This is a genomic window from Niastella sp. sgz303648 (assembly GCF_059587045.1).
In genome coordinates this window covers 468277-491759 of the sequence record NZ_JCAPSW010000007.1, presented here as the reverse complement: position 1 = coordinate 491759, position 23483 = coordinate 468277, and the positions used below count along the sequence as shown (strand labels likewise).

Below are 23483 nucleotides of genomic sequence, written 5' to 3'. Positions count from 1 at the left end.
CATATATGTACCGTGTGCAGCAAAAAACACACATTATATGTCTGTTTTTGGAATATATTTGCGATCTTGAATTGCTGACAAGCTAACTTAACTAAAAACGCGAACACATGAGAAAATTGCTATTACTGCTATTTGCAGTGGGCCTTACTGTTGCCCAACTGCAGGCGCAAACCCGCGTAATAACGGGAAAATTAACAAGCCCCGACGGATCTCCAGTTCCCAACGCTTCAATTACTGTAAAAGGTTCCAATTACGGAACTACCAGCAAAGCAGACGGCTCCTATACTATGTCGATACCCGACAAATCGAAAGTGCTGGTGTTCTCTGCCGTAGGTTTATCTGAAGTTGAAGTAAGTATTGGTAACAAAGGTGTTATTAATATTCAGCTTGAGCCCGCCGATAAAAATCTGGCAGAAGTAGTTGTAGTAGGTTATGGTACACAAAAAAGAAGAGAAATTACTGGTAACTACAGTGCTGTAAAGGGTACTGAAATTGCACAAAAACCAGTACAAAGTTTTGAATCTGCTTTAGCCGGCCGTGCCGCCGGTGTTCAGATCACGGTACCGAATGGTGTTGCTAACAACCCACCGGTTTTCAGGATCAGAGGAACGAACTCAATTTCACTTAGCTCCTATCCGCTGGTGGTAATTGATGGAATCCCTACCTATACAGGCGATCAGGGCGCCACCAGTGCACCGGCCAACCCTTTGGCAAGTGTAAATCCCAATGATATCGAAAGCATTGACATTGCCAAAGACGCCGCCGCTTCATCTATTTATGGTAGCCGTGCTGCCAATGGTGTGGTATTCATTACTACCAAAAAAGGTAAAAATGGCCGCGCTAAAGTAAGTTATGATGGTTGGGTTGGGTTCACAAAGGCCACCCGGTTACCTGAAATTTTAAATGCTCAGCAATATGTTGACTATAAAAATACCGCTCTTGCCAACTTAAAGGTTAATAGCCCCAGTACTACTGGTAATTTTATTATTCCAACCGATGCCAATGGCAAACCCATCAATACAAACTGGTACGATGAAGTATACCGCCAGGGTTTTTCACATAGCCATAGCATAAATGTTTCAGGTGGTAACGAGGGAACTACTTATTATTTATCTGCAGGGTTTACCAATCAGGAGGGAATTCTTAAAAAGAACGATTTTAGTCGTTCCAATATATTGTTAAACGTTGACAGCAGAGTTAATAAAGTAATTAGTATTGGTGGTAAAGTGGCTTATTCAAACGAAAAAAATAAGATTGGCGGAACTTCAGGTTCATTGCCAGGAGAAGCTTTTGCTTCTGCTGGTGCTGCCCGTTTGGCTTTAGCACTTCCTCCTAATATAGCGCCCTATAAAAATGATGGTACATACAATATTGCTTCGGGTACTGCAATTGGAGGTATGGGTAGCTTAGTTAATGGCAGTAACCCATATACATTTAATAATATTACCATGTTGTTGAATCTTAATCGTTCAAACAACGAGGTAAATCACCTGCAATCGAATGCTTATATACAGGTAAAGCCGTTTAGCTGGATAACTTTGAGATCGGTATATGGAATTGATAATTTATTAATTGATAATGACATTTTCTTTAACCCATATCATGGCGATGGTACAGGTACCGGTACTGGTCCTGGTGGTGCAGCAACAGCTTCTTATGCAAAAAATAAAACCTGGCTTTGGACAAACACGTTACAGATAGATTATTCATTCGGCGGTTTTCATAATTTCAGTTTGCTGGCTGGTAACGAGCAGCAAAAACGTACACTGGATGGTTTTGGAATCAATCGCAGAACACTCTCTGATTCGGCCTATACAGTTATACAGGCAGGTTTTACTACGAATAATCCTTCAGGGTTAAACTTGTCGCAGAATTATCTGTTATCTTCATTTGGTCGTTTAAATTACGACTTCGACAAGAAATACTTTATAAGTGCGAACATACGTCAGGATGAATATTCTGCATTAGGTGTTAAAAAAGGTGTTTTCTATGGATTCTCCGGAGGCTGGGAAATTACCAAGGAAGCATTCTGGAAGAACTTCGGAATCGATCGCATATTCAGCAGTTTTAAAATACGGGGTAGTTATGGTAAAGTAGGTAATGTTGCAGGTATTGAGGATTTTGCTACCTATTCTGTTTATACCTCTGGCTTGTATGGAGGAGCTGCTACATTAGGATTTAATTCTGTTGGCAATCCTAAAATAGAATGGGAAACCAGTAAGAAAACAGATGTAGGTATTAGTTTCGGTTTGTTCGACGACCGTTTAAGAAGTGAAATCACTTATTATAAAAACAATATCGATCATTTGTTATTAAGAGTTCCTCAATCACCCTCTGTTGGTATTCCAAGCTCGGTTCTAAACAATACTGTTTTCATGAACGTGGGTACCATGTATAACCAGGGAATTGAGTTTTCTTTAGATGCTGTTGTAATAAACAAAGGCAGCCTGAGAGTGAATTCTTCTTTTAATTTCTCTTATAATAAAAACCAGGTTACTTCTCTGGCAAACGGATTAACAGAAATTCAAACCAGCACCAGTACGCTCGAAACAGTGAATAAAACTGTTGTCGGAAAATCTGCCGGGTACTTATGGGTAATTCGTACTGCCGGCGTTGATCCTGCAACCGGCAAAAGGATTTTTGTAAATGCAAATGGCGATAACGTATTGTATCAATACGGTGCTGTGCCTACCGGTGAGTTTAATTATATGAACCCCAACGGCACCCAATACAAGAAAAATAATCAGGCTGCAAGTATTAACCAGGCCGATGACGGCGTGCTGTATGCCAATACGTTACCCAAATATGTAGGTGGCTGGTCAAACTCAGTTGAATATAAAAACTTTGATTTGAACTTCCTGTTTACCTACCAGCTTGGCTATTATATTTATTATGGAACAAATGCCGGTTTGCATGATCAGCGTTTCTGGAATAATGCAACTGATGTGTTGGGTTACTGGAAAAAAGCCGGTGATGTAACCAACATACCCAAACCAATTTATGGCGACAATGTATCGAATGGTTCGGCTATGCCATTAGACGTTAATGTTTTTAAAGGTGATTTTGTGAAATTAAGATCTGTTCAATTAGGGTATAATTTGCCTAAGAACATCATCGAAAAAGCTCATATCAGCCGTGCAAGATTTTATGTTAGCGGCCAAAACCTTGCAGTAATTACCAAATATCCGGGACCAGATCCTGAAGTGTCTTCTAATGGTAACTCCGGAATATCTTTTGGTGTTGACAGAAATACACTGGCTAACGGTCGTACCGTAACGGTAGGTCTCAATGTTGTTTTTTAATATTTTCAAACAGTTCTAAAATGAAAATAATGAAACTTAAATTCATATATATATTGGTTGCTTTTGTAGTGTCGGGTGTATTTACTGCCTGCAAAAGAGACCTGTTAAATGCAGCTCCCGAAAATTCTATTTCTGATGCCAGTGCATTTTCTACATCAGCCAGAATTTCAAGCCAGGTTTTATCATTGTACTCCGCGTTAAAAAATGGTGCTTTTTATGGTGGCAGATATATTGTATATGGCGACATTCGCGCAGACGATTTTTTACTGGAAGATCCGAACCTTGTTACAAATGCTGATGTATGGTTGCTTAATCCAACAAATACGGCCAATGCAATAGTAGGATTATGGGCCCAGGCTTACCTGGTAATTAATAACTGCAATGTTTTTATAGATGGCATGAATGAAAAGGGAATAGCTGTTGTAGGAAACACCCTTGGCGCTAATTATATAGCCGAAGCAAGACTAATAAGAGCAATATCTTATTACAGTTTATTACAGTATTATGCAAGACCTTACGCTGATGGTAGTGGTTCAAAACCCGGCTTACCTCTGCGTTTAGTGGGCATTAAAGGGCCTGGTTCCTCTGATCTGGCAAGAAGCTCTGTTGCTGAGGTTTATAGTCAGATTATTGCTGACCTCGATTATGCAGAAGCTAATTTGCCGGTATCTAATGCAGCGTCTGCTTCCAGCGCGGCAAATTTAACCCGTGCGCATCGTAATACGGCCATAACATTTAAAACAAGGGTTTACCTGAGTATGCAGAACTACGCCAAAGTAATTGAGGAAGCAAACAAATTAGTTCCTGCCAGTGCTCCATTTACAGCCAAGAGTGGTGTAGCTCACACGCTGCTCACAGATTATACCACAATTTTTAAAACGTATAATAATGCTGAATCTATTTTGTCATTGCCTTTTACCACTGGAACTGGTGATATTCCCGGCACTCAAAATGGCCTGCAGTCATATTATTACGCTGCCTCAACCGGTCTAGGATCAATATTTTCATTAAACCCTGCAGGCATTATTGGTAATACAGGATGGACTGCTACAGATAAAAGAAGAACTTTTATTTTTACTGCTACTACAGGAGCTAATGCCGGAAAAAGCTATTTGACCAAATTTCCAACGGCTGCGCCTGCAGATAATTCTATCGTTATCAGATGGGCTGAAGTATTATTAAGTCTGGCAGAAGCAAAAGTTCGAACTACCAATGCCATAGATGCACAGGCTGTAGATTTGTTAAACGCAGTGCGAAACAGGTCTGATGCAACCACTGTATTTACAGTGGGTAGTTTTGCAACAGCAGCTGATTTGCTAAACGCAATAATGACCGAACGCAGAATTGAGTTTTTGGGAGAAGGATTGCGTAATAATGATATTATGAGATTGTTACAAACAATTCCTGCCAAAGGAACTGTAAATCCGAAAGCGCCTACTGAAGATGGTTACATATGGCCGGTTTCTGCAGCCGAAAAATCATTAAATAAATTATGGGTTGATTAATCTGTAAAAAATATAATATCAAAAAAAAAGGCTGTCACAATGTGATGGCCTTTTTTTATTGTTGCAATATTTGAATGTTGTTGTTGAAATAAAGTTATCCTGATGCAGGAATAAAGTTATATAACAGTGAATTGTAATTTCAAATACCACTCCCACCTGTTAACTTAGCGCCCGCTAATTTTTAATATAATTCAGTAATGAACATGCGAATAATTGCTGTTGAACCCCCATTTCATATTTTAAATAAAGTTAGTATTTGCAAAAAAACGCAAACGCTTGTATGCTGCAACTGGTCAATCTCTTCTGAAGAAACTAAATATAACGCTTAAACATATTCTAACTATTTGTTAAGTATTGTTATTCATGATAAGAAGTTGAAAGATTTTCATAGATCATGATATGCTGATGGTCGATTGTAAGCAGCATTCTATGGAATATAATAGACTTACTCTTTAATTTCCGCAGCTATATTTCACTGTTGTTAACCATCAAATGTTTAAAATGAGAAGAATTTTATTGCTTCTGTTGGGCGTGTTGTTCCTATGGGAACAAACTATGGCCCAGTCCCGTACTATTTCAGGAAAAGTTACCGATGAAAAAGGAAACCCTGTACCCAATGCTACTATTACTGTAAAAGGCACTTCTTTAGGTACAACTTCTAAAGAAGATGGAACCTTCACTATCGCCATTCCGGTGAATGCTAAAACGCTTGTTGTAAGTTCTGTTGGTTTGGAACGCCAGGAAATGAAAATTGGTTCCGGCTCACTGGAAATTACATTACGGGCAACCAATACAGCAATGGAAGAAGTTGTTGTAGTAGGGTATGGTACAAGGGCGGTAAGAGAAAATACCAGCTCTATTTCAAAAATAGGTGGCGACAAAGTTGCCAATATACCATTACCAAGTTTCGACCAGGCATTGGCTGGTAAAACAGCCGGCGTTCAGATCAACGCAACCGGTGGTGTATTAGGTGATGGAGTTGCCATTCGTATACGTGGAGTTAACTCTATTTCATCCACCTCACAACCGCTGATTGTAATCGATGGAGTTCCACAGATGTCCAATACAAATACCAATGGTTTTAACAGCGGTAATGGAACCCGTTTTAACCCGTTGGCGCTGATCAATCCAAATGATATTGAATCAATTGAAGTATTAAAGGATGCCGGTGCCTCTGTAATCTACGGTTCAAGGGCTTCCAGCGGTGTAATATTAATTACCACCAAAAAAGGGAAGAAAGGAACTGCCAGAGTGAATGCCGATGTTAAAATAGGATGGGCTACGCCTTCCAAACTTCCTGATTTATTAAGTGGTGATGATTTTATTACTATTCAAAATGAAAAAGCATCTAACCGCTATGGAGCGACCAGTCCTAATGGAACTATTGCAAAAGAAAGCGATGTGGATGGCGATGGCGTTAACGACAGAACCAACTGGTTAGATTTGCTTTATCGTACCGGAATGTTGCAGGATTATTCTGTTTCAATGTCGGGCGGCGCTGAAAAAGCTTCATACTATGCATCGGCCAGATATATTGAGCAGGAAGGTATTAGCCTGGGTAATAAATTAACTACCGGTCAGGGTCGTGTTAATTTAGATATCACACCTAAAACCTGGTTTAAAAGCGGCCTGGAATTGAGCTACAGCAAAACATTGAATAACGGCATACTTACCGACAGGTATGCTGCCGGTTCCGTTTCCTCAGGATGGCAGGCGGCGCCAACCGTTTCGGCATATAATCCGAAGGGACCAGGAGGATTTAATCTAACACAAGGTTCTGAAACACCTGTTGGGGTGTTAAGTTGGGGAAATAACATCCGTACTATTAATGGTACGCCAATCGCGTCGAACTTTTATAATCCCGTAGCTGTCGTTTCACTGGGAAGAAATAATAATACGGCAGAGGATATCAGGTCGAACATATATGGCGAAGCTACTATTATCAAAGGCCTGAAAGTTACATCAAAATTTGGAGTGCAATATTTCCGCAATTTTGAAGATCAGTATACCTCTCCGTATGTGGCCGGCCTTGGGCAGCCATATGGTGGTATGGTTCAGGAAAATGACCAGCAATGGAAATTATGGAACTGGCAAAACTACCTGTCATTTGACAGAACTTTTGCCTCAAAACATAAAGTTGGTTTTGTAGCAGGTATGGAGTATCAGAAAAATAGTTACTTCTCTATATATACAGCTGCATCCAACTTCTCTGATCCGTTTTTTAAGTATATTATAGATGATGCCTATACCAGTGTGCAGCCAGGAACCACTGCTACTTTAAAATCAACGGGTGGTAACTTAACCTCCAGTGGTATTGAATCGTATTTTGGCCGTTTGAATTATGCTTTCAATGGCAAATACTTTGTTGAAGGTTCATTCAGAGGTGATTCTTACTCTGGTTTTGGCGCCAATAATCGTTGGGGTTATTTCCCGAGTTTTTCTGCAGGATGGGAAGCAACAAAAGAAGATTTTATGGCCAGTCTTTCTTTCCTTCATTACTTAAAAGTTCGCGGCAGCTATGGTAAAGTAGGTAATTATGGAAATGTAGCCTCGGGGGGAACCGGAAGAGAATTTGCTTCGCGTATCCTGTATGGTGGCGCTGCATATACAATCAGCACCGGTTTAGGTAATATTCAGTCGGGTAACCCCATGTTAAAATGGGAAACCTCAAACAAGCTGGATATCGGTTTTGATGCACAGTTCCTCGCCGGAAAAATCGGTTTAACGATTGACTATTTTAACAATGATGTTGATAACCTTATTCTGGAAGCCCCCGTTTTGTATACAACTGGTATACCCAATGCAAGCGTCATTACCAATATAGGTGGCATGTATAACCGCGGTGTGGAAATAACGATTAATGCTACGCCCGTTTCAACCAAAGATTTCAGGTGGACTACCTCCTTTAATTTCACCACTATTAAGAATAAGATTACCGGCCTGGTCCCGGCTAACAACAATGCCGACGTTACTTCCATCAACTCTACGATTGCTGTTGCCAGCATGAACAGAACGCTTGGTGTATTCTTATTACCCGTTTGGGCAGGGGTTGATCCCAATACCGGTAATCCACAGTGGTATGCAAAAGATGGATCTATAAAAAGATATAACCTTGGTGGCGCCGGTGCAAGTGGTAACGGAACCTGGACAGATGATAAGGGTAATACAGTAGCTGCACTGAGTTCATCAGATTATGTGTATCAGGAGGGGAAATCAGGTTTGCCAAAATGGTATGGCGGCTTTGATAATACCTTTAGCTACAAAAATTTTGATCTGGGTATTTCAATTATGTACCAGGGTGGCAATTACCTGTATAACAGTACACGGGCCAGCTTGTTAACAAATTCCTTCTCAAATAATTTTGCAGTTATTAAAACCCGTTGGCAAAAACCTGGTGATCAAACCGATGTTGCAAAGCTTTGGTTAACGGATAACACAGCTAACAGTGCTTCTACAAGATTTTTGGAAAAAGCAGATTTCCTGAGAGTACGTACCATATCATTATCATACAATGTACAAAAATCGCTGCTCGACAGAATTGGGATAGAAACACTGCGTGTATATGGCCAGGTATTTAATGCTCTTACTATTACCGGTTACTCAGGTGCTGATCCCGAAGTAAATACAAACCGTACAGATAACATAGCGGCAGGCATTGATCTCCGCAACGTACCGCAAAGCCGTACGTTTACTGTAGGTATTCAGTTAGGTCTCTAATTACATAAAAATTATCTCAATGAAGAAATTATTTATATTATCAATAACTGCATTAACTATTCTATCTGGTTGCAGAAAAGACCTTAATCAGGATCCGTCTAACACTATATCAGATAAAGAAGCATTTTCAACACCGGAAAGAATTGATAAAAGTGCAGTTGGCATGTACGATGCACTACAGAATGCCAACTACTTTGGCGGAAGAATTCTTGTATATGCCGATATTCGTGGTATTGACGCTACGGCTTCTCCTAATTCTTTTGGTAACATGGTAGTATTCAATACACTACAGGCAGGCGACCCAACCACGGGCGATGCATGGAAGGGTGCATACCGTACTATCTATGAGGCCAACCTGTTTATGAAAAACTTTGCACCCAATGCCAGCCTGGTAACCGCTGAAAAAGCAAATCAGTATATTGGAGAGGCTAAATTTATCAGGGCGCTTTGCTACTTTTACCTGGTAAATATGTGGGCTCATCCTTATGCCCTTACCGCGAATGCATCTCATAGAGGAGTACCGTTAGTACTTGAAGCCACTGATAATCCATTTGCAGCCTCCAATCAAATAGCAAGATCATCCGTTAAAGATGTATATGCTGCCATTGAGGCCGATTTGCTGGATGCAGAAGCCAAATTGCCATTAACATACACTGACGCATATACCCGCGTGTCAAGGGCTACCAAAGGTGCTGCAAGGGCTTTACTGATGAGGATGAATTTGTATAAAAGAGACTACGCAAAGGCAAATACATATGCCAACCTGTTAATTTCTTCGGGTTTATATGAATTGAACACAAGCCCCATTACAACTTTCAGAACTTATACTACTAAAGAATCTATCTTTTCAGTAGCACAAGACGGAGGCGATAATCCAAACACCAATTATTCAATTGGTAACCATTATGGTGCTGCCAAGGCTGCACTTATTCCTATTACCCTGGACTATGTAAATCTGTTTGAATCATTTGATAAAAGGATGGCTTCGAATGGTGCTGATTCATTGATTGAATTTAGAAGTGGTGCTTACTGGACAAGGAAATACAATGCAGGTACCACAGATTGGGTGCCGGTGTTCCGTTATTCTGAGGTTTTTTTAACCAGCGCTGAAGCATTGGCTAACCTCGTTACAGGAGATGTTGCAGATCCAACGGCCATTACCTTATTAAATAAGGTGAGAGCGCGTTCATCTGCAACACCCGTTGCGCCGCTTACCAAAACTGATCTGTTAAATGAAATTTACCTTGAAAGAAGGCGCGAACTTGCTTTTGAAGGTCAGGGCAGTCTTGATTTCTTACGCACAGGCAGGGCAATCCCTGCTCATACTACAGTAGCAGAGCAGCCATATGGTTCAAACTATACGATATTGCCTATACCAAAATATGATACAGATAAGAATCCTAATCTTGCGCAAAACGACGGCTATTAAAAACAAGGATTTCAAATAGAAATTCTATACTAAAAAGAGGCTGACTCATACTTTGAGGCAGCCTCTTTTAATTAGCCAACCTGTTTCAGGGACTATTCAGGATCTTAATTCACGATGATAGCAGCCAGAAAAATAGTTTCCGCAGCAACTAATAATCAATTATTTATAATAAGTATTGCGTTTCCTTTTGTACCAGTAAGCAGCATTTTACAGTTTTTAATGGCCTAATTAGTAATACCTCCATCCTCAGTTAAGCCTGTACATCCTTTTATAATCCTCCCAATCCAACTCTAACCGGTTAATGTGCTGTATATGCGAAGTTCAGCAAGGCTTAATTTATTTTTCAAATCAGATGACCGTAAAAGGCACAAACTAAAAGTTGTTTTTGATCAATAACTACACCTTTTATGTGGTTGATCATGCTGGTTAGTTCAATTGATTAATCTCAATATATCTAATCAGTTTGATGATCTACGTCAATTAATTATCGTTTTAGCAGGTTTTCATGATAAGAATCCACTAATTAGTCGCACAAAAATGCAGCACTATATGATTTTCACTGTCATTTTTTGTTAATAATACTTATTAGTATTTATCGTTATTCGCTTTCACTTACAGTTTTTAACATATAAACGATTGCTCCAATGAGAAAGATTCTTTTACTTCTTTCGTGTGTCTTGTTCCTACTCACGGGACTATTGCAGGCACAAACCCGAACGATAACCGGTAAAGTTACCGACGCCAGTGGTAACGCTGTTCCCAATGCTTCGGTTGTTGTTAAAGGTACTAAGGTGGGTACTGTTACTGATACCGACGGCATGTATTCGATAAACGTGCCGGGCAGCGCCAAATCGCTGTTGATATCGTCGGTTAATATGCAAACCGAAGAAATACGCATCGGGTCAGACCATGTATACAATTTAACTTTAAAAGCGCAGGATGCATCTATGCAGGAAGTGGTTGTAGTAGGTTATACAACTATTTTAAAACGGTCACTAACAGGTTCAGTGAGCAAAGTGAACGGCGATGCGGTGGCCAATAAACCGGTGCTGAGCTTTGACCAGGCTTTAACCGGTAAAGCAGCCGGCGTGCAGGTAAATACCGCTTCGGGTTTGATTGGTGATAATGTAACCATTCGCATTCGTGGCGCTGCAAGTATTACTTCAGGCGCACAACCATTGATCGTATTAGATGGCATACCGATTACACAAGGCGATCTGGGACAGCTGTACAACCCGGCCAATGGGCTGGCCGACTTAAACCCCAATGATATCGAAAGCGTAGAAGTGCTTAAAGATGCTTCTGCTGTTTCGATTTACGGTTCGCGCGGATCGGCCGGGGTGTTGCTGATCACTACCAAAAAAGGTAAAGCCGGTCAATCGACCCTCAACTACGATACCTATGTTGGTTTTAACGAGGCCTCGCGAAAGATCAAAGTATTGAATGCGGCAGATTATACAACTACAATAAATAAACTAAGAACAAATGCCGGACTTGCGCCGGTAGCCAAATACGGTGATATCGATGGGGATGGAAAGCTCGACACAGTAAGTACAGACTGGCAGGATGCGGTTTACCGTAAAGGCATGGTGCAAAATCACCAGCTGGCATTAAGCGGCGGCTCGCAAAGAACTACCTATTACACATCACTTAACTATAACGACTTTCAGAACTATATCGATGTGAACAGACAGAAAAGAGGATCGGTTCGTTTGAACCTGAATTCAAAATTGAACGATTGGCTTACGGTAGGCGTCAACAGCCAGTTTTCACGAACAAAATCATATGGCCTCGGTACGGGCGTCGGCGCCTTTTTATCGGGTATTCCTTTCGGCCCATTAACCGCTTTTCCGAATATTCCCGTATACGGCCCCGATGGTGATTATTATCTGGGCAGGGGCGGTAATGTGATAGCCAGTAATTTGCCCAATCCCAAAGCAGTTACCAATTTGAATTATGATAACCGCGATGCCCGCCGCTTTCTCGGAAGCGCATATGGCGAAGTGCAGTTGATTAAAGGCCTTAAATTCAAAAGCCAGGTGAACCTCGATTATCTCACTGCCTTTAATGATAATTACTGGAACCCCGATGTGGGCGACGGACAGGGCTTTGGCCTGGCTCAAACGGTACATAGCGAAGTAAATACCTGGAGCTGGTTCAATACCTTAAACTATAATGTGGTTATTGCAAATGATCATGAAGTGAATGCCCTTGCCGGTGCAGAGTATACCCGCAATACAAGCATGTATGCTTATAACAGAGGCGTAGGTATACATGACCCGGAGTTCAAAATAATAAGTGCAGCCAATTTTGATGAGGTAGCAGCGGAGAATGGTATAGGCGGTATTGACGACGGGCTGGCTTCCTATTTCGGCGGTATCAATTATGGATATAAAAAGAAATACCTCGCTACTTTCAATTTCAGGGCCGATGCCGATAGCCGCTTTGGTAAAGCAAACAGGTGGGGTTACTTTCCTTCGGGCTCTGTAGCCTGGCGTTTGACTGAAGAAGATTTTATGAACCAGTTCAAATTTGTAAATGAGCTGAAACTTCGTACAAGCTATGGCGCTACAGGTAATTCAAGTGTTGGTTACTTTCCGGCACTCAGTACCTATCAGCCAGACTCATATGCCGATTTGAGTGTTTTAACTTTATCCAATCCGGGCAATTCAAAATTAAGGTGGGAACGACATCAGCAATTTGATATAGGAATCGATGCCGTTTTATGGAGGAATACGAGCATAACCCTTGAGTATTATAATCGCAAAACGATCGATTTAATTCTGAAGAACCCGGTGCTGGCTACCCTCGGGTTCCCCGGTAACATCATTACCGAAAACATTGGCTCATTGCGAAACCAGGGCATTGAGTTAACCGTTAGTACGCCTGTATTACATACAAAAACATTTGACTGGACGGTGAACTTCAACATGGCATGGAATAAAAACAAAGTACTTTCGACCAATGCCAACGGCGATCAGATATTTGATACCGATAACGATCCAAACGCTGTTTTTTCAGTTGCAAAACCCGGCGAACAACTGGGCACCTTTTATCTCATACGCTGGGGAGGTGTTAACCCTGCCAACGGCTTACCCATGTTCCTCGACTCGAGCGGCAATCAAAAACAATATGACCATGCTACAAAAGCATGGACTTATTTAAAAGACGGAACAACTACCAGTCAGATTGCTGCAACCGACCGCGCGTTACTAAAAGGTAAAACACCTTATCCGAAATTCTATGGCGGATTAACCCAAACTTTTACATTCATGTCGTTCGATGCCGCCATCGACCTTCAATACGCTTTCGGTTTTTATGTATACGATCAAACCAGGTCGACCTTATTTGCTTATTCCAATGTGCGAAATAAGTCGGAAGATATTTTAGGGGCATGGACAACCGCCGGCCAGAAAACCGATGTGCCCCGCTTATATTATGGCGATAATTTATGGTCGCAGGCTTCTACACGCTGGCTCGAGAAAGGTGATTTTGTACGTATTCGAAATGTGCAGATAGGATATACGCTGCCCAAATCGATCATAGACAGAATTAAGATCACCCGGTTACGGTTTTATGTACAGGCACAAAACCTGTACACATTTACCGGTTACAAAGGCATAGATCCTGAAGCCAACGGTTTCGGTAATACGAATATTGGATTAGGGGTCGACAGGTATCGTCCTTACCTGCCGCGTACTTATACCGTTGGAATTAATTTAGGCTTATAATTTAAATCGACAACAATTATGCGTACAATAATATTATATATCTTTTTTGCGATAGCTGTTATTGGCAGCTCCTGCCAAAAAAAGGTAACTGAAATAAAACCACAGGACCTGTTATCGAGCGATCTGGCATTTTCAACACCTGAACGGATAGAAAAAGTTGTTTTGGCCGCGTACGATGGGTTGCAAAGCAAGGAATTTTTAGGCGGCCGGTCACTCGTTTACGTTGATCTGCTGGGAGAAGACATTTTTGACAGAACATTATATTTTGGCGACCTGTCGCGGTTCAGTTTGTTGGGAAGTAGTGGCATCGCGTCAGATTCCTGGACTGCAGGTTATTTTGCCATTGCCAGTGCTAACAGGGCAATGGCAGGCATTGATGCCAATATTAGTAAGCTGGAGGCTGCAAAAGCAAAAGAGCTGATAGCCGAATGCAAGTTTGTTCGTGCGGTGGCTAATTTTTATCTGATCAACTTTTTTGGCCAAACCTTTGTATTTACTGCAGACGGTTCGCAGCCGGGAATACCATTAATAACACAAAGCTTTTCCTCGAACGATGCGGCTGCCAACCAGCCCCGATCGTCTGTGGCAACCGTTTACAATGCCATTATTACCGATTTGACCGAGGCCCTGGCCGATTTACCGCTTACGTATAACGATACGTATAACGACAAAACACGTGGCACCAAAGGGTCTGCTGCTGCTTTGTTATCGAGGGTATATTTATATAAGGCTGATTATGCCAATGCCAAAAAATATGCACAGGATGTTATTGATGGCACGTATGGTACTTATGAATTGCAGTCTGCGGTAGATGCAGTATTTACCGATTATACAACCGATGAAACAATCTGGTCAATTCCCCACAATGCAACTGATAATCCAAATACCAATAATGCATTACCCATGCATTATTATCCAACAGGCAGGGCCGATCTGGCCATTTCCAATTCTTTTATAAGCACGGTTACCAATCCTTACTTTGCGCCTGACGATAAAAGAAGAGGTATGATCATTCCGGGTGTTGCGGCTACCAATACAACAGCCTATAAGTTCACCAGAAAATATACCGATATCACTAACCGGGCCGACTGGGCGCCAATTATTCGTTATGCCGAAGTACTGCTGAATTATGCCGAAGCCCAGGCACGTTTAGCTACCGGCGTAGATGCCGATGCCATTGACAAATTAAATGAGGTACGTGACCGGGCACGTGTATCTGCTGCTCAATATACTACCGGCAGCTTCGCCAATAAAAACGAGCTCATCGCTGCTGTTTTGGGCGAACGCCGCATTGAGTTGGCGTTTGAAGGCCACCGTTTCTGGGACCTGATGCGCACCAAATCGGCGGTAACCAATAAATACGATAGCGATGGAAGTACTTTATTACCATCACAACCCTTCGGTGCAAAGAAAAACATCTTCCCCATTCCGCAGGTTGAAATTGATAAAAGCAAAGGCGTATTGTCGCAGAATGATGGGTATTGAGGTTGGTTGATCAGTTTATTAGTTGGAAAGTTAACAAGTTGATCAGTTAAAAAGCAAAAATACAAAGCCCCGCGTTATGTGCGCGGGGCTTTGTATTTAACTATGTTTAAAATTTGTTGACCTGTAAACTTGTCAACTGATTAACTTATCAACTACTGAAAAATTTCATGCAGCTTGCTATCCAGCGCATCGCCGCGTAAGGCTTCACCTACTACATTTCCTTCGGGGTCGATCAATATATTGTAGGGAATGCCTGTAAAACCAAATGTGGTTACCGCTTTGCTGTCCCAGTAGGCCAGGTCGCTTACCTGCGTCCATTTAAGCTGGTCTTCGTGTATAGCCTGTATCCAGTTATCTTTCTTTTTATCGAGCGATACACCCAGTATGGTAAAGTTTTTCGTTTTGTATTTATTGTAAGCCGCTACCACATTGGGGTTTTCGGCCCGGCAGGGTTGGCACCAGCTTGCCCAGAAATCGACCAGCACATATTTTCCTTTAAACGATGCAAGCGATACCTGTTTGCCGTTTACATCGGGCAACGATAATTCAGGCGCTTTTTTGCCTATCCAGGCATTTTGTTGTTCCTGCTGCTCGTTTATTTTGGCAATTTGTTCTTTGTATGCATTGTATCTTTTTTTCAGTTCGGCCAGGTTTGAATCGCCGGCAAATTTTTGTGTTAAGTTGTTCAGGCTCGATTCAAATTCGGTTTGCGGCAAAGTTTTGGCCGATCTGCCTAAAACAAAAGCTGCTACTACCGGCTGGGTGGCATCCTGCATCATCTTTTTCATGTAATCGTTCAGTTCGGCAATGGCGGCATTTTTGCGGTTGGTGAGGTTGAGCAATTCGTTGTCGGTGGTGCCGATACGTTTTAAGCTGTCTAACTGGTTTATGATCTGATCGGCTGTGGCGCTTTTTACATCATAGGTGAAAATAAAATCCTGTAATTGTTTGCTTGCTTCGGACCCCTTTACCATATAAAATTTTTCATTTGCCATGTCCATATCAACCTGCATCGAAGGGGCATCGTTTACCAACGGAACCATCGGCCCGTCGATGACAACGATATTGTACATGCCGATGTTTTTGGCGGGGCCTTTTAATGTATAAGATCTTTTTTCTGCCGAAACGGTTACCGAGTCGAGCTGAACCGGCGGCAGATCACCACCAAACGGTACTTCGTATAACAGCAGGGTAACCATTCCGTTTTTTATTGCATGGGGATACAGCGAGGCAACTTTATCTAAGTTGGCAATATTGCCTGTTACCTCCAGGGTGCCGGTTTCTTTTTGTGAACAGGCGGTAACTGCTACCAGTAATATCAGCAATGCCTGGTTCAGGATGCGTTTCATCTATATGTTTTTTGTTTTTGTTATTGAAGCTTCTTTAACAGGATGTCGTTGGTCAGTTTTGGGTCGGCCTTTCCTTTTGACACTTTCTTTACTTCTCCAACAAATAATCCAATCAATCCTTTCTTTCCTTTTTTATACTCCGCTACCTTATCGGGCATTTTATTTAAAACTTCTTCGATCCATGCTGCTACATTGCTTTCGTCAGAATCCTGTAGCAGGTTCAACTCCCGTGCCAGTTGTAATGGTTGTTTACCGGGTTCTTTCAGAAGGGCTGCAAATACACGAGTGCTGGCAACCGAAAAATTAAGCTGGTTACTGTCGATCAGCGAAATCAGTGCAGCAATGGTGGCGGGTTGTACGGGCAATGCGGTAATAGATTCGCCGGTTTCGTTCAGCCACGATTTTATTGGTCCCAGCATCCAGTTGGCGGCTGCCTTGTAATTGGTGGTATGTTCAATGATCTGTTCAAAATAAATGGCCAGTTCTTTTTCATCGGTAATTACGCGTGCATCGTAATCGGGCAACTGCAGCTCCTGAGCATACCGCGCCACCCGCTGTTCGGGTAGCATAGGAATGGTGGCTTTTACCTCCTGCAACATTTGTTCGGTAACTACAAAAGGAGTTAAATCAGGATCGGCAAAATACCGGTAATCATTGGCATCTTCTTTTGTGCGCAGGGCAAAGGTAGTGCCATTGGCAGCATCAAAACTTCTTGTTTGCTGTATAATGGCTTCACCGTTTTCAACCAGTTCAATCATGCGTTTTGCTTCGTATTCAATAGCGCGTTTTACATTGCGGATCGAATTCAGGTTCTTAACTTCTACCTTGGTGCCCAGTTTGGTTTCGCCTTTTTTACGAACCGACACGTTGGCATCGCAGCGCATGCTGCCTTCTTCCATGTTACCATCGCATATTTCGAGATAGCGCAATAACTTTCTTAACTCGATTAAATAGGCATACGCTTCGTCGCCGCTGCGAATATCGGGTTCGGTAACGATCTCAACCAGCGGAACACCAGCGCGATTATAATCAACACAGGTATTTTTCGAATCGATGTCGTGTAAGCTTTTACCGGCATCTTCTTCCATATGAATGCGGTTCAGCCTGATATTTTTAATACCATCCTGGGTGCGAATGGAAACGTACCCCTCGGTACAAACAGGCGTGGTATGTTGCGACAACTGATATCCCTTTGGCAAATCGGGATAAAAGTAGTTTTTGCGGGCAAAGTAATTATGGCGCGTAATAGAACAATTACAGGCCAGTCCCATTTTTACCGCAAATGAAATGGCCTTTTTATTCAGTTTGGGCAGCGTACCGGGGTGCCCCATGGTAATAGGACTGATATGCGTATTGGGGTCTCCGCCAAAAGCAGCGCTGTCGCCGCAAAACAATTTACTGTTCGTTAGTAACTGGGCATGTACTTCGAGGCCAACTACCACTTCGTATGCATCGTATTGTATCGCCATAATTTTTATTTTGTTGCCGGCAACGGTGCTTTTATCGGCTTCCGTTGCGTCGCACCCTTCAACTTTTTTTTCGCCCTTCGACTACGCTCAGGATCAGCAATTACCTGCCTTTAACTTTTTGGTTATTGCAAAAATACCTCATTCAGGGGTATTTCCGACCGCTTTCGTTATGCATGAAAACATTTAGACTTTGTTCAACTGACCGGGTGATTTTCAACATAAAATACACGCTTTGAATAGTAAAATGAACACCGAATTGCTGTTAATGTAAAAAGCCGCTTCGGAAGAATCCGGAGCGGCTGCTTAGCCGGCCTGGGCATATGCTTTGGCCGTTACTATAGAGCTGATGTTTGAAAATATACTTTTACATGGCTATTTACAGGTTAGCTGTTTTCAGCTTTTTAGGTGTTTTAACCTCAACGGTTTGTAATTTGCCATTGCGGTTAAAAGTGATCTTAACCGGATTTTTATCTTTTGCTTCGCGGGCGGCTGCGGCTAATTCATCGGCGCTGTTCACTTTTTTACCGTCGAACTCGGTGATGATGTCATCTTCTTTGATGCCGGCTTTTTCAGCGGCAGATTCTTCATCAACATCAATTACCTTAACCCCTTTGCCCTCTTCGGTATCCTGTGCTTTTATTCCCAGGCGCGGGCGGTTGCTTTTCAAAAAAATGCGATTTGAGTTACCGCCATCCCAGTTGAAATTAAAGTCGGGCATCGCTCCCATATCAGGCATCGCACCAGCGCCGGGCATTGCTCCAAAATCGGGCGATTCAAAATTAAATGCGGTTGTTGTTTTTCTTTTGCCCAGCGTAGCGGTAGTTTTATCGGTTTTACCATCCCTTTCGTAGGTGATCGTTATTTTATCTTCGGGCTTGTGTTTGTGAATGACTTTGGTAACATCATCGCCAGAGGTAATGGTGGCGTCGTCTATTTTAGTGATCACATCTCCTTCTTTCAAACCTGCTTTATCTGCTGCGCTTTCTTCTGTCACTTCTTCTATTTTAGCGCCATTTTCTGATTTTTCTGTTACAACGCCCAGAAATGCTACTGAAGTAGTACGCAAATAATTATTGCCATTATAACTAAAGGCGCCGCTTTGGCCTGTGAAAGGCGAATGAGGCGACATAAATGTATATCCCTGTTTGCCTTTTTTAATCACAATATTATCATCGTCATATTCTTCAAGCGGTTTGCCATTCACGGTTACTTCATCGCCTTTTATTTCGATGGTTACTTTGCTGTCTTTATCGCCTTTGCGTTTGATGATGATCTCTTCGTTATCGTTCAGCTTCGATTTTTCTATTTCTTCTTTCTCTTCTTTTTCCTTCTTTTCTTTTTTCTCTTGTTTGTCCTGTTTCTCCTGTTTGTCCTGGGCTGCCAGCGGCTGGCTTAATAAAAGCGCCACGGCCGCCATGGCTGTACATGAAAGCAAATATCTTTTCATTGTATTTGAGTTTTAGTGGTATTCTTTAATTAACTACGTCGACTTTCGTACTTCAAATATAGGGAAATATTTGAAATACGAAAATTTTCGGAAATGTTAAAAGGGGGAGGTTTACGGCGTGTCTGTTCCATCAACCAAACCTGTACAGGCGAGGGCTATAGCTTTTACTACTTCGGCCATGAAAGGATAGTCGAGGGTTTCCCATTCATCATTCAGTGAATGATAATACATATCGTTAGGGGAGGAGGTCATAATAGTATGGGCAGCAACGCCACGGGCTGCAAAAGGATAATTATCAGATCGTTTAAAAAGATTTTCATCCGGGAATGCGTCTATCCCAAAATACTTTTTACCATAATCCGGTGCTAATTCATGCAGCTTTTTATTGAGCAGCTCCCGCAGATTCGACTGCTCAGAACCGGTTAAAAAAGGATACTTTTTATTATTGGAAATGGGCCGGCCTATCATATCCATATTGATCATTGCTTTTATAACCTTCGGATCGAATGATGACGCCACTTTTTCAGAGCCAAGCAATCCCAATTCCTCTCCTGAAAAAGCTATGAATAACAGCGTTCTTTCATTGTTTCTTACCTTACTAAAATAACGTGCAAGGTGAATAAGACCGCTTACCCCCGATGCATTGTCGTTAGCGCCGTTATAAATTTCATCTCCTTTTTTGGTATTTCCTTTTTCGGATGTTCGGTTTACCGGTGTTCTGAATAGTGATGAAGATGATGATGTGCCTATATGATCGTAATGTGCACTGAATATAACCAGCTCTTTGGCTTTACTTCGACCGGGTATTGCAGCTACTACATTTACCGGAGACGGAATTCCGTATTTGGTTTGCGACAACATAAAATAACCGTCATTACCGGCAACAGGTAAAGCGCCCCCTTTTTTAAATTCACCCGCTATGAAATGAGCAGCCTGAACCGCTTCCTTCGATCCCGTTAAGCGTCCCTTAAAACTATCGGCTGCAAGTACCTGTACAATTTCTTTGAGTGACGATGGTGTTATCAGTGAATCAATATCAGATTGGGCAGTACAAATTGTAACATGCCACGATAAGCATACGATGATGGATAAGCGGTGGATCAGGTTTAGCATCAACAAATTTACAATCTCTGCCTGCAATTTTCACTTCGCTTATTACAAATTTTACCAATAAAAAAAGGCGCAGAGATTATAATATTTTTTTATCTCTGCGCCTAAGCGCGTCTACTGATAACGTGCCATTGCCGATGGAACATCGACTACTTCCAGACTACAACAAACTTTTTACTTTATCAATCACCTGCTGCAGGTTGCCGGCATTTTGTCCACCGGCAGTAGCCAGGTTCTTCTGGCCGCCGCCACCACCTTTTATCAATGGGGCTATGTGTTCTTTAATTATTTTTCCTGCATCGAGGCCGCGGGCTGCTACTACGGTATCGGCTATGCCTATGGCCACAAATGGTTTGCCACCAATGTTGGCGCACAGCACGGCTACGTAATCGTTAAGGTTGTTTTTCAAGTCGAAACACAATTTCTTTAATGCATCGGCATTGCTTACTTCAATAATGTCGCCAACGAACGTAACACCGTTTATGATCTCGTCTTTTTGTAGCAATTCATTACGAATACCAACCAGCATGCGGTTTTCGAAGTGTTCAAGCTTTTTCTTTAGTTCATTGTTTTCTGCCATCAAACCGCTTACGGCTTTTAACAGATCTGCCGGGTTCTTCAGCTCTTCTTTTACCTGTTGCAACTGGTTCAGCTGATCGGTAATAAAATGTTCAGCTGCCTGTCCGCAAATGGCTTCAATACGGCGAACGCCTGCTGCCACCGCGGTTTCGTGTTTTATTTTGAAAAGGCCTAACTCGCCGGTAGCGCCAACGTGGGTACCACCGCATAATTCAACCGAATAATTGGGGTCGATGATCACTACGCGTACCACATCGCCATATTTTTCGCCGAACAGGGCCATGGCGCCCAGTTTCAGCGCTTCGTCTTTCGGCAATTCTTTTATAACAACCGGAATATTGGCGCGTATCTTTTCATTTACCAGGACCTCGACTTTTGATATTTCTTCAGTGGTCATTTTGGCAAAGTGCGAAAAGTCGAACCGCAGATATTCATCATTTACCAGCGATCCTTTTTGTGCCACATGGGTGCCCAATACTTTGCGCAGCGCTGCATGCAGCAGGTGAGTGGCCGAATGGTGCACAGCAGTTTTTACTCTGCGTTCTGCATCTACCCGGGCATCCACTACGGCGGTTATATTGGTAGGTATCTTTTCAACAAAATGAATGATGAGGTCATTTTCTTTTTTGGTATCAACTACCCGTACTTCTTCGCCTTCGAAAAACAGGGTACCGGTATCGCCTACCTGCCCGCCGCTTTCGGCATAAAAAGGCGTTTTACTCAGCACCAGCTGAAAGGCGCTTTTACCTTTTGCCGTTACCTTTCGGTACTTAATAACTTTTGCTTCGGCCTGCAGCGAATTGTAGCCAACAAAGCTGGTGCTGCCATTTTCGTTTAACACCATCCAGTCTTCGGTACTTAAAGCAGTAGCGGCACGGCTACGATCTTTTTGCTGTTTCATTTCGTTTTCAAAACCAACTTCATCTACTTCGAGGTTATTTTCGCGGGCTATCAAACGTGTTAAATCAACCGGAAATCCGTAGGTGTCGTATAATTCAAAAGCTGCAGCGCCATTGATCGTTTTGTTTTTGGCCGTAGCGATGATTTCGTCAATCTTTTTCAACCCTTTTTCAAGAGTCCTTAAAAAGGCTTCCTCTTCTTCTTTTACAACTTTTGAAACAAAATCCTGCTGTTGTTGCAGCTCGGGGAATACATTTTTAAACTGGCCGGCCAGTACAGGAACCAACTGGTGCAGCAGGGGTTGTTTATGATCGAGGTATGAGTAATAATACCGTACAGCCCGGCGCAAAATGCGGCGGATCACATAACCGGCACCTGTATTCGATGGCAGCTGGCCATCGGCAATGGTGAAACTGATAGCGCGGATGTGATCGGCTAAAACCCTGAACGCTACGGCCTGGTGCCAGTCGGCGTTCGTTGATTGTGGCGTTGAAGCATCATACTTCTTTTTGGTAATTACTTCAACAGCTGCAATGGTACCGGTGAAAATATCGGTATCGTAATTGGATTGTTTGCCCTGTAATACCCTCACCAGCCGTTCGAGACCCATGCCGGTATCAACGTGTTTGGCAGGCAGGGGTTCGAGTTTGGTTAATTCTACTACCTTTTTAGCACGATCTTTTTGTAAGTCATCGCCTTTATATTTCTCCTGCCATTCAGTTAATGCTTTCAATCCACCTTTTTCATTGTTCCAGATACGATTGAACTGCATGAACACATTGTTCCAGATCTCGATCACCTGCGGGTCGTCATTATTAACCCGCGTGGCGCCGCTTATTTGTTTTCTTTCTTCATCTGACCGGCAATCAACATGTATTTCACTACAGGGCCCGCAGGGGCCTGTATCGCCCATTTCCCAGAAATTATCTTTTTTATTGCCGGGCAAAATACGGTCGGGTGCCGCCCATTTCGACCATTCGGTGAAAGCCTCTTCATCTTTGGGCAAATTTTCAGCCGCATCACCTTCAAAATAAGTTACATATATCCGGTCTTTCGGTATTTTATACACTTCGGTAAGCAGTTCCCAGCTCCAGGCAATGGCTTCTTTTTTAAAGTAGTCGCCAAAGCTCCAGTTACCCAGCATTTCGAACATGGTGTGGTGGTAGGTATCAACACCTACCTCTTCCAGGTCATTGTGCTTGCCGCTAACACGAAGGCACTTTTGGGTATCGGCCACCCGTGGAAAGGGCGGTTTTTTATTGCCAAGAAAATAATCTTTAAACTGGTTCATACCGGCATTGGTAAATAATAACGTTGGGTCATTTTTTACCACAATAGGGGCCGAAGGAACAATTTCATGTCCTTTATTACGGAAAAAATCCATATAAAGCTGACGAATTTCTGCACTGGTCATCATAAAACGGAACGATCTTTGATAATTTTGACGCTTAAGCCTTTAT

Annotated in this window: 11 protein-coding genes; 6 read left to right on the top strand and 5 right to left on the bottom strand. The window is 42.3% G+C overall.

Translation table 11 applies throughout. The features are described from left to right. The first annotated feature begins 107 nt into the window (after positions 1 to 107). From AC59IL_RS22410 to AC59IL_RS22385, 6 genes are all read left to right on the top strand, one after another. A complete protein-coding gene (locus AC59IL_RS22410) occupies positions 108 to 3302 on the top strand; it encodes a SusC/RagA family TonB-linked outer membrane protein (RefSeq protein WP_496554432.1) in 3195 nt (1064 codons plus the stop codon). A gap of 29 nt (positions 3303 to 3331) precedes the next feature. Next, positions 3332 to 4807, top strand: a complete 1476-nt coding sequence (locus AC59IL_RS22405) for a RagB/SusD family nutrient uptake outer membrane protein (RefSeq protein WP_496554431.1) — start codon at positions 3332 to 3334, stop codon at positions 4805 to 4807. Positions 4808 to 5308: 501 nt separating this feature from the next. Continuing rightward, positions 5309 to 8524, top strand: coding sequence for a SusC/RagA family TonB-linked outer membrane protein (locus AC59IL_RS22400; RefSeq protein WP_496554430.1), 3216 nt, complete (start codon positions 5309 to 5311; stop codon positions 8522 to 8524). A gap of 19 nt (positions 8525 to 8543) precedes the next feature. Continuing rightward, positions 8544 to 9953, top strand: coding sequence for a RagB/SusD family nutrient uptake outer membrane protein (locus tag AC59IL_RS22395; protein ID WP_496554429.1), 1410 nt, complete (start codon positions 8544 to 8546; stop codon positions 9951 to 9953). A gap of 644 nt (positions 9954 to 10597) precedes the next feature. Beyond that, the gene (locus AC59IL_RS22390; protein ID WP_496554428.1) at positions 10598 to 13684 is read left to right on the top strand and encodes a SusC/RagA family TonB-linked outer membrane protein; all 3087 of its coding nucleotides are present in this window, start codon (positions 10598 to 10600) and stop codon (positions 13682 to 13684) included. A gap of 18 nt (positions 13685 to 13702) precedes the next feature. Continuing rightward, a complete protein-coding gene (locus AC59IL_RS22385; protein ID WP_496554427.1) occupies positions 13703 to 15169 on the top strand; it encodes a RagB/SusD family nutrient uptake outer membrane protein in 1467 nt (488 codons plus the stop codon). A gap of 152 nt (positions 15170 to 15321) precedes the next feature. Here the strand turns inward: AC59IL_RS22385 and AC59IL_RS22380 are convergent, their stop codons facing one another. The 5 genes from AC59IL_RS22380 to alaS all read right to left on the bottom strand — a co-directional run bounded on the left by AC59IL_RS22380 (position 15322) and on the right by alaS (position 23437). Then, the gene (locus AC59IL_RS22380) at positions 15322 to 16518 is read right to left on the bottom strand and encodes a TlpA family protein disulfide reductase (protein WP_496554426.1); all 1197 of its coding nucleotides are present in this window, start codon (positions 16516 to 16518) and stop codon (positions 15322 to 15324) included. A 20-nt stretch (positions 16519 to 16538) separates the two neighbouring features. After that, positions 16539 to 17987 carry an Asp-tRNA(Asn)/Glu-tRNA(Gln) amidotransferase subunit GatB gene (gatB, locus tag AC59IL_RS22375; RefSeq protein ID WP_496554425.1) on the bottom strand — a complete coding sequence of 483 codons (1449 nt, stop codon included), beginning with the start codon at positions 17985 to 17987 and terminating at the stop codon, positions 16539 to 16541. A 376-nt stretch (positions 17988 to 18363) separates the two neighbouring features. Further along, a complete protein-coding gene (locus AC59IL_RS22370; RefSeq protein ID WP_496554424.1) occupies positions 18364 to 19434 on the bottom strand; it encodes a PDZ domain-containing protein in 1071 nt (356 codons plus the stop codon). A gap of 111 nt (positions 19435 to 19545) precedes the next feature. Next, positions 19546 to 20547, bottom strand: a complete 1002-nt coding sequence (locus AC59IL_RS22365) for a M28 family peptidase (RefSeq protein ID WP_496554423.1) — start codon at positions 20545 to 20547, stop codon at positions 19546 to 19548. A 157-nt stretch (positions 20548 to 20704) separates the two neighbouring features. Next, positions 20705 to 23437, bottom strand: a complete 2733-nt coding sequence (gene alaS, locus AC59IL_RS22360; protein WP_496554485.1) for an alanine--tRNA ligase — start codon at positions 23435 to 23437, stop codon at positions 20705 to 20707. Positions 23438 to 23483 lie beyond the last annotated feature (46 nt).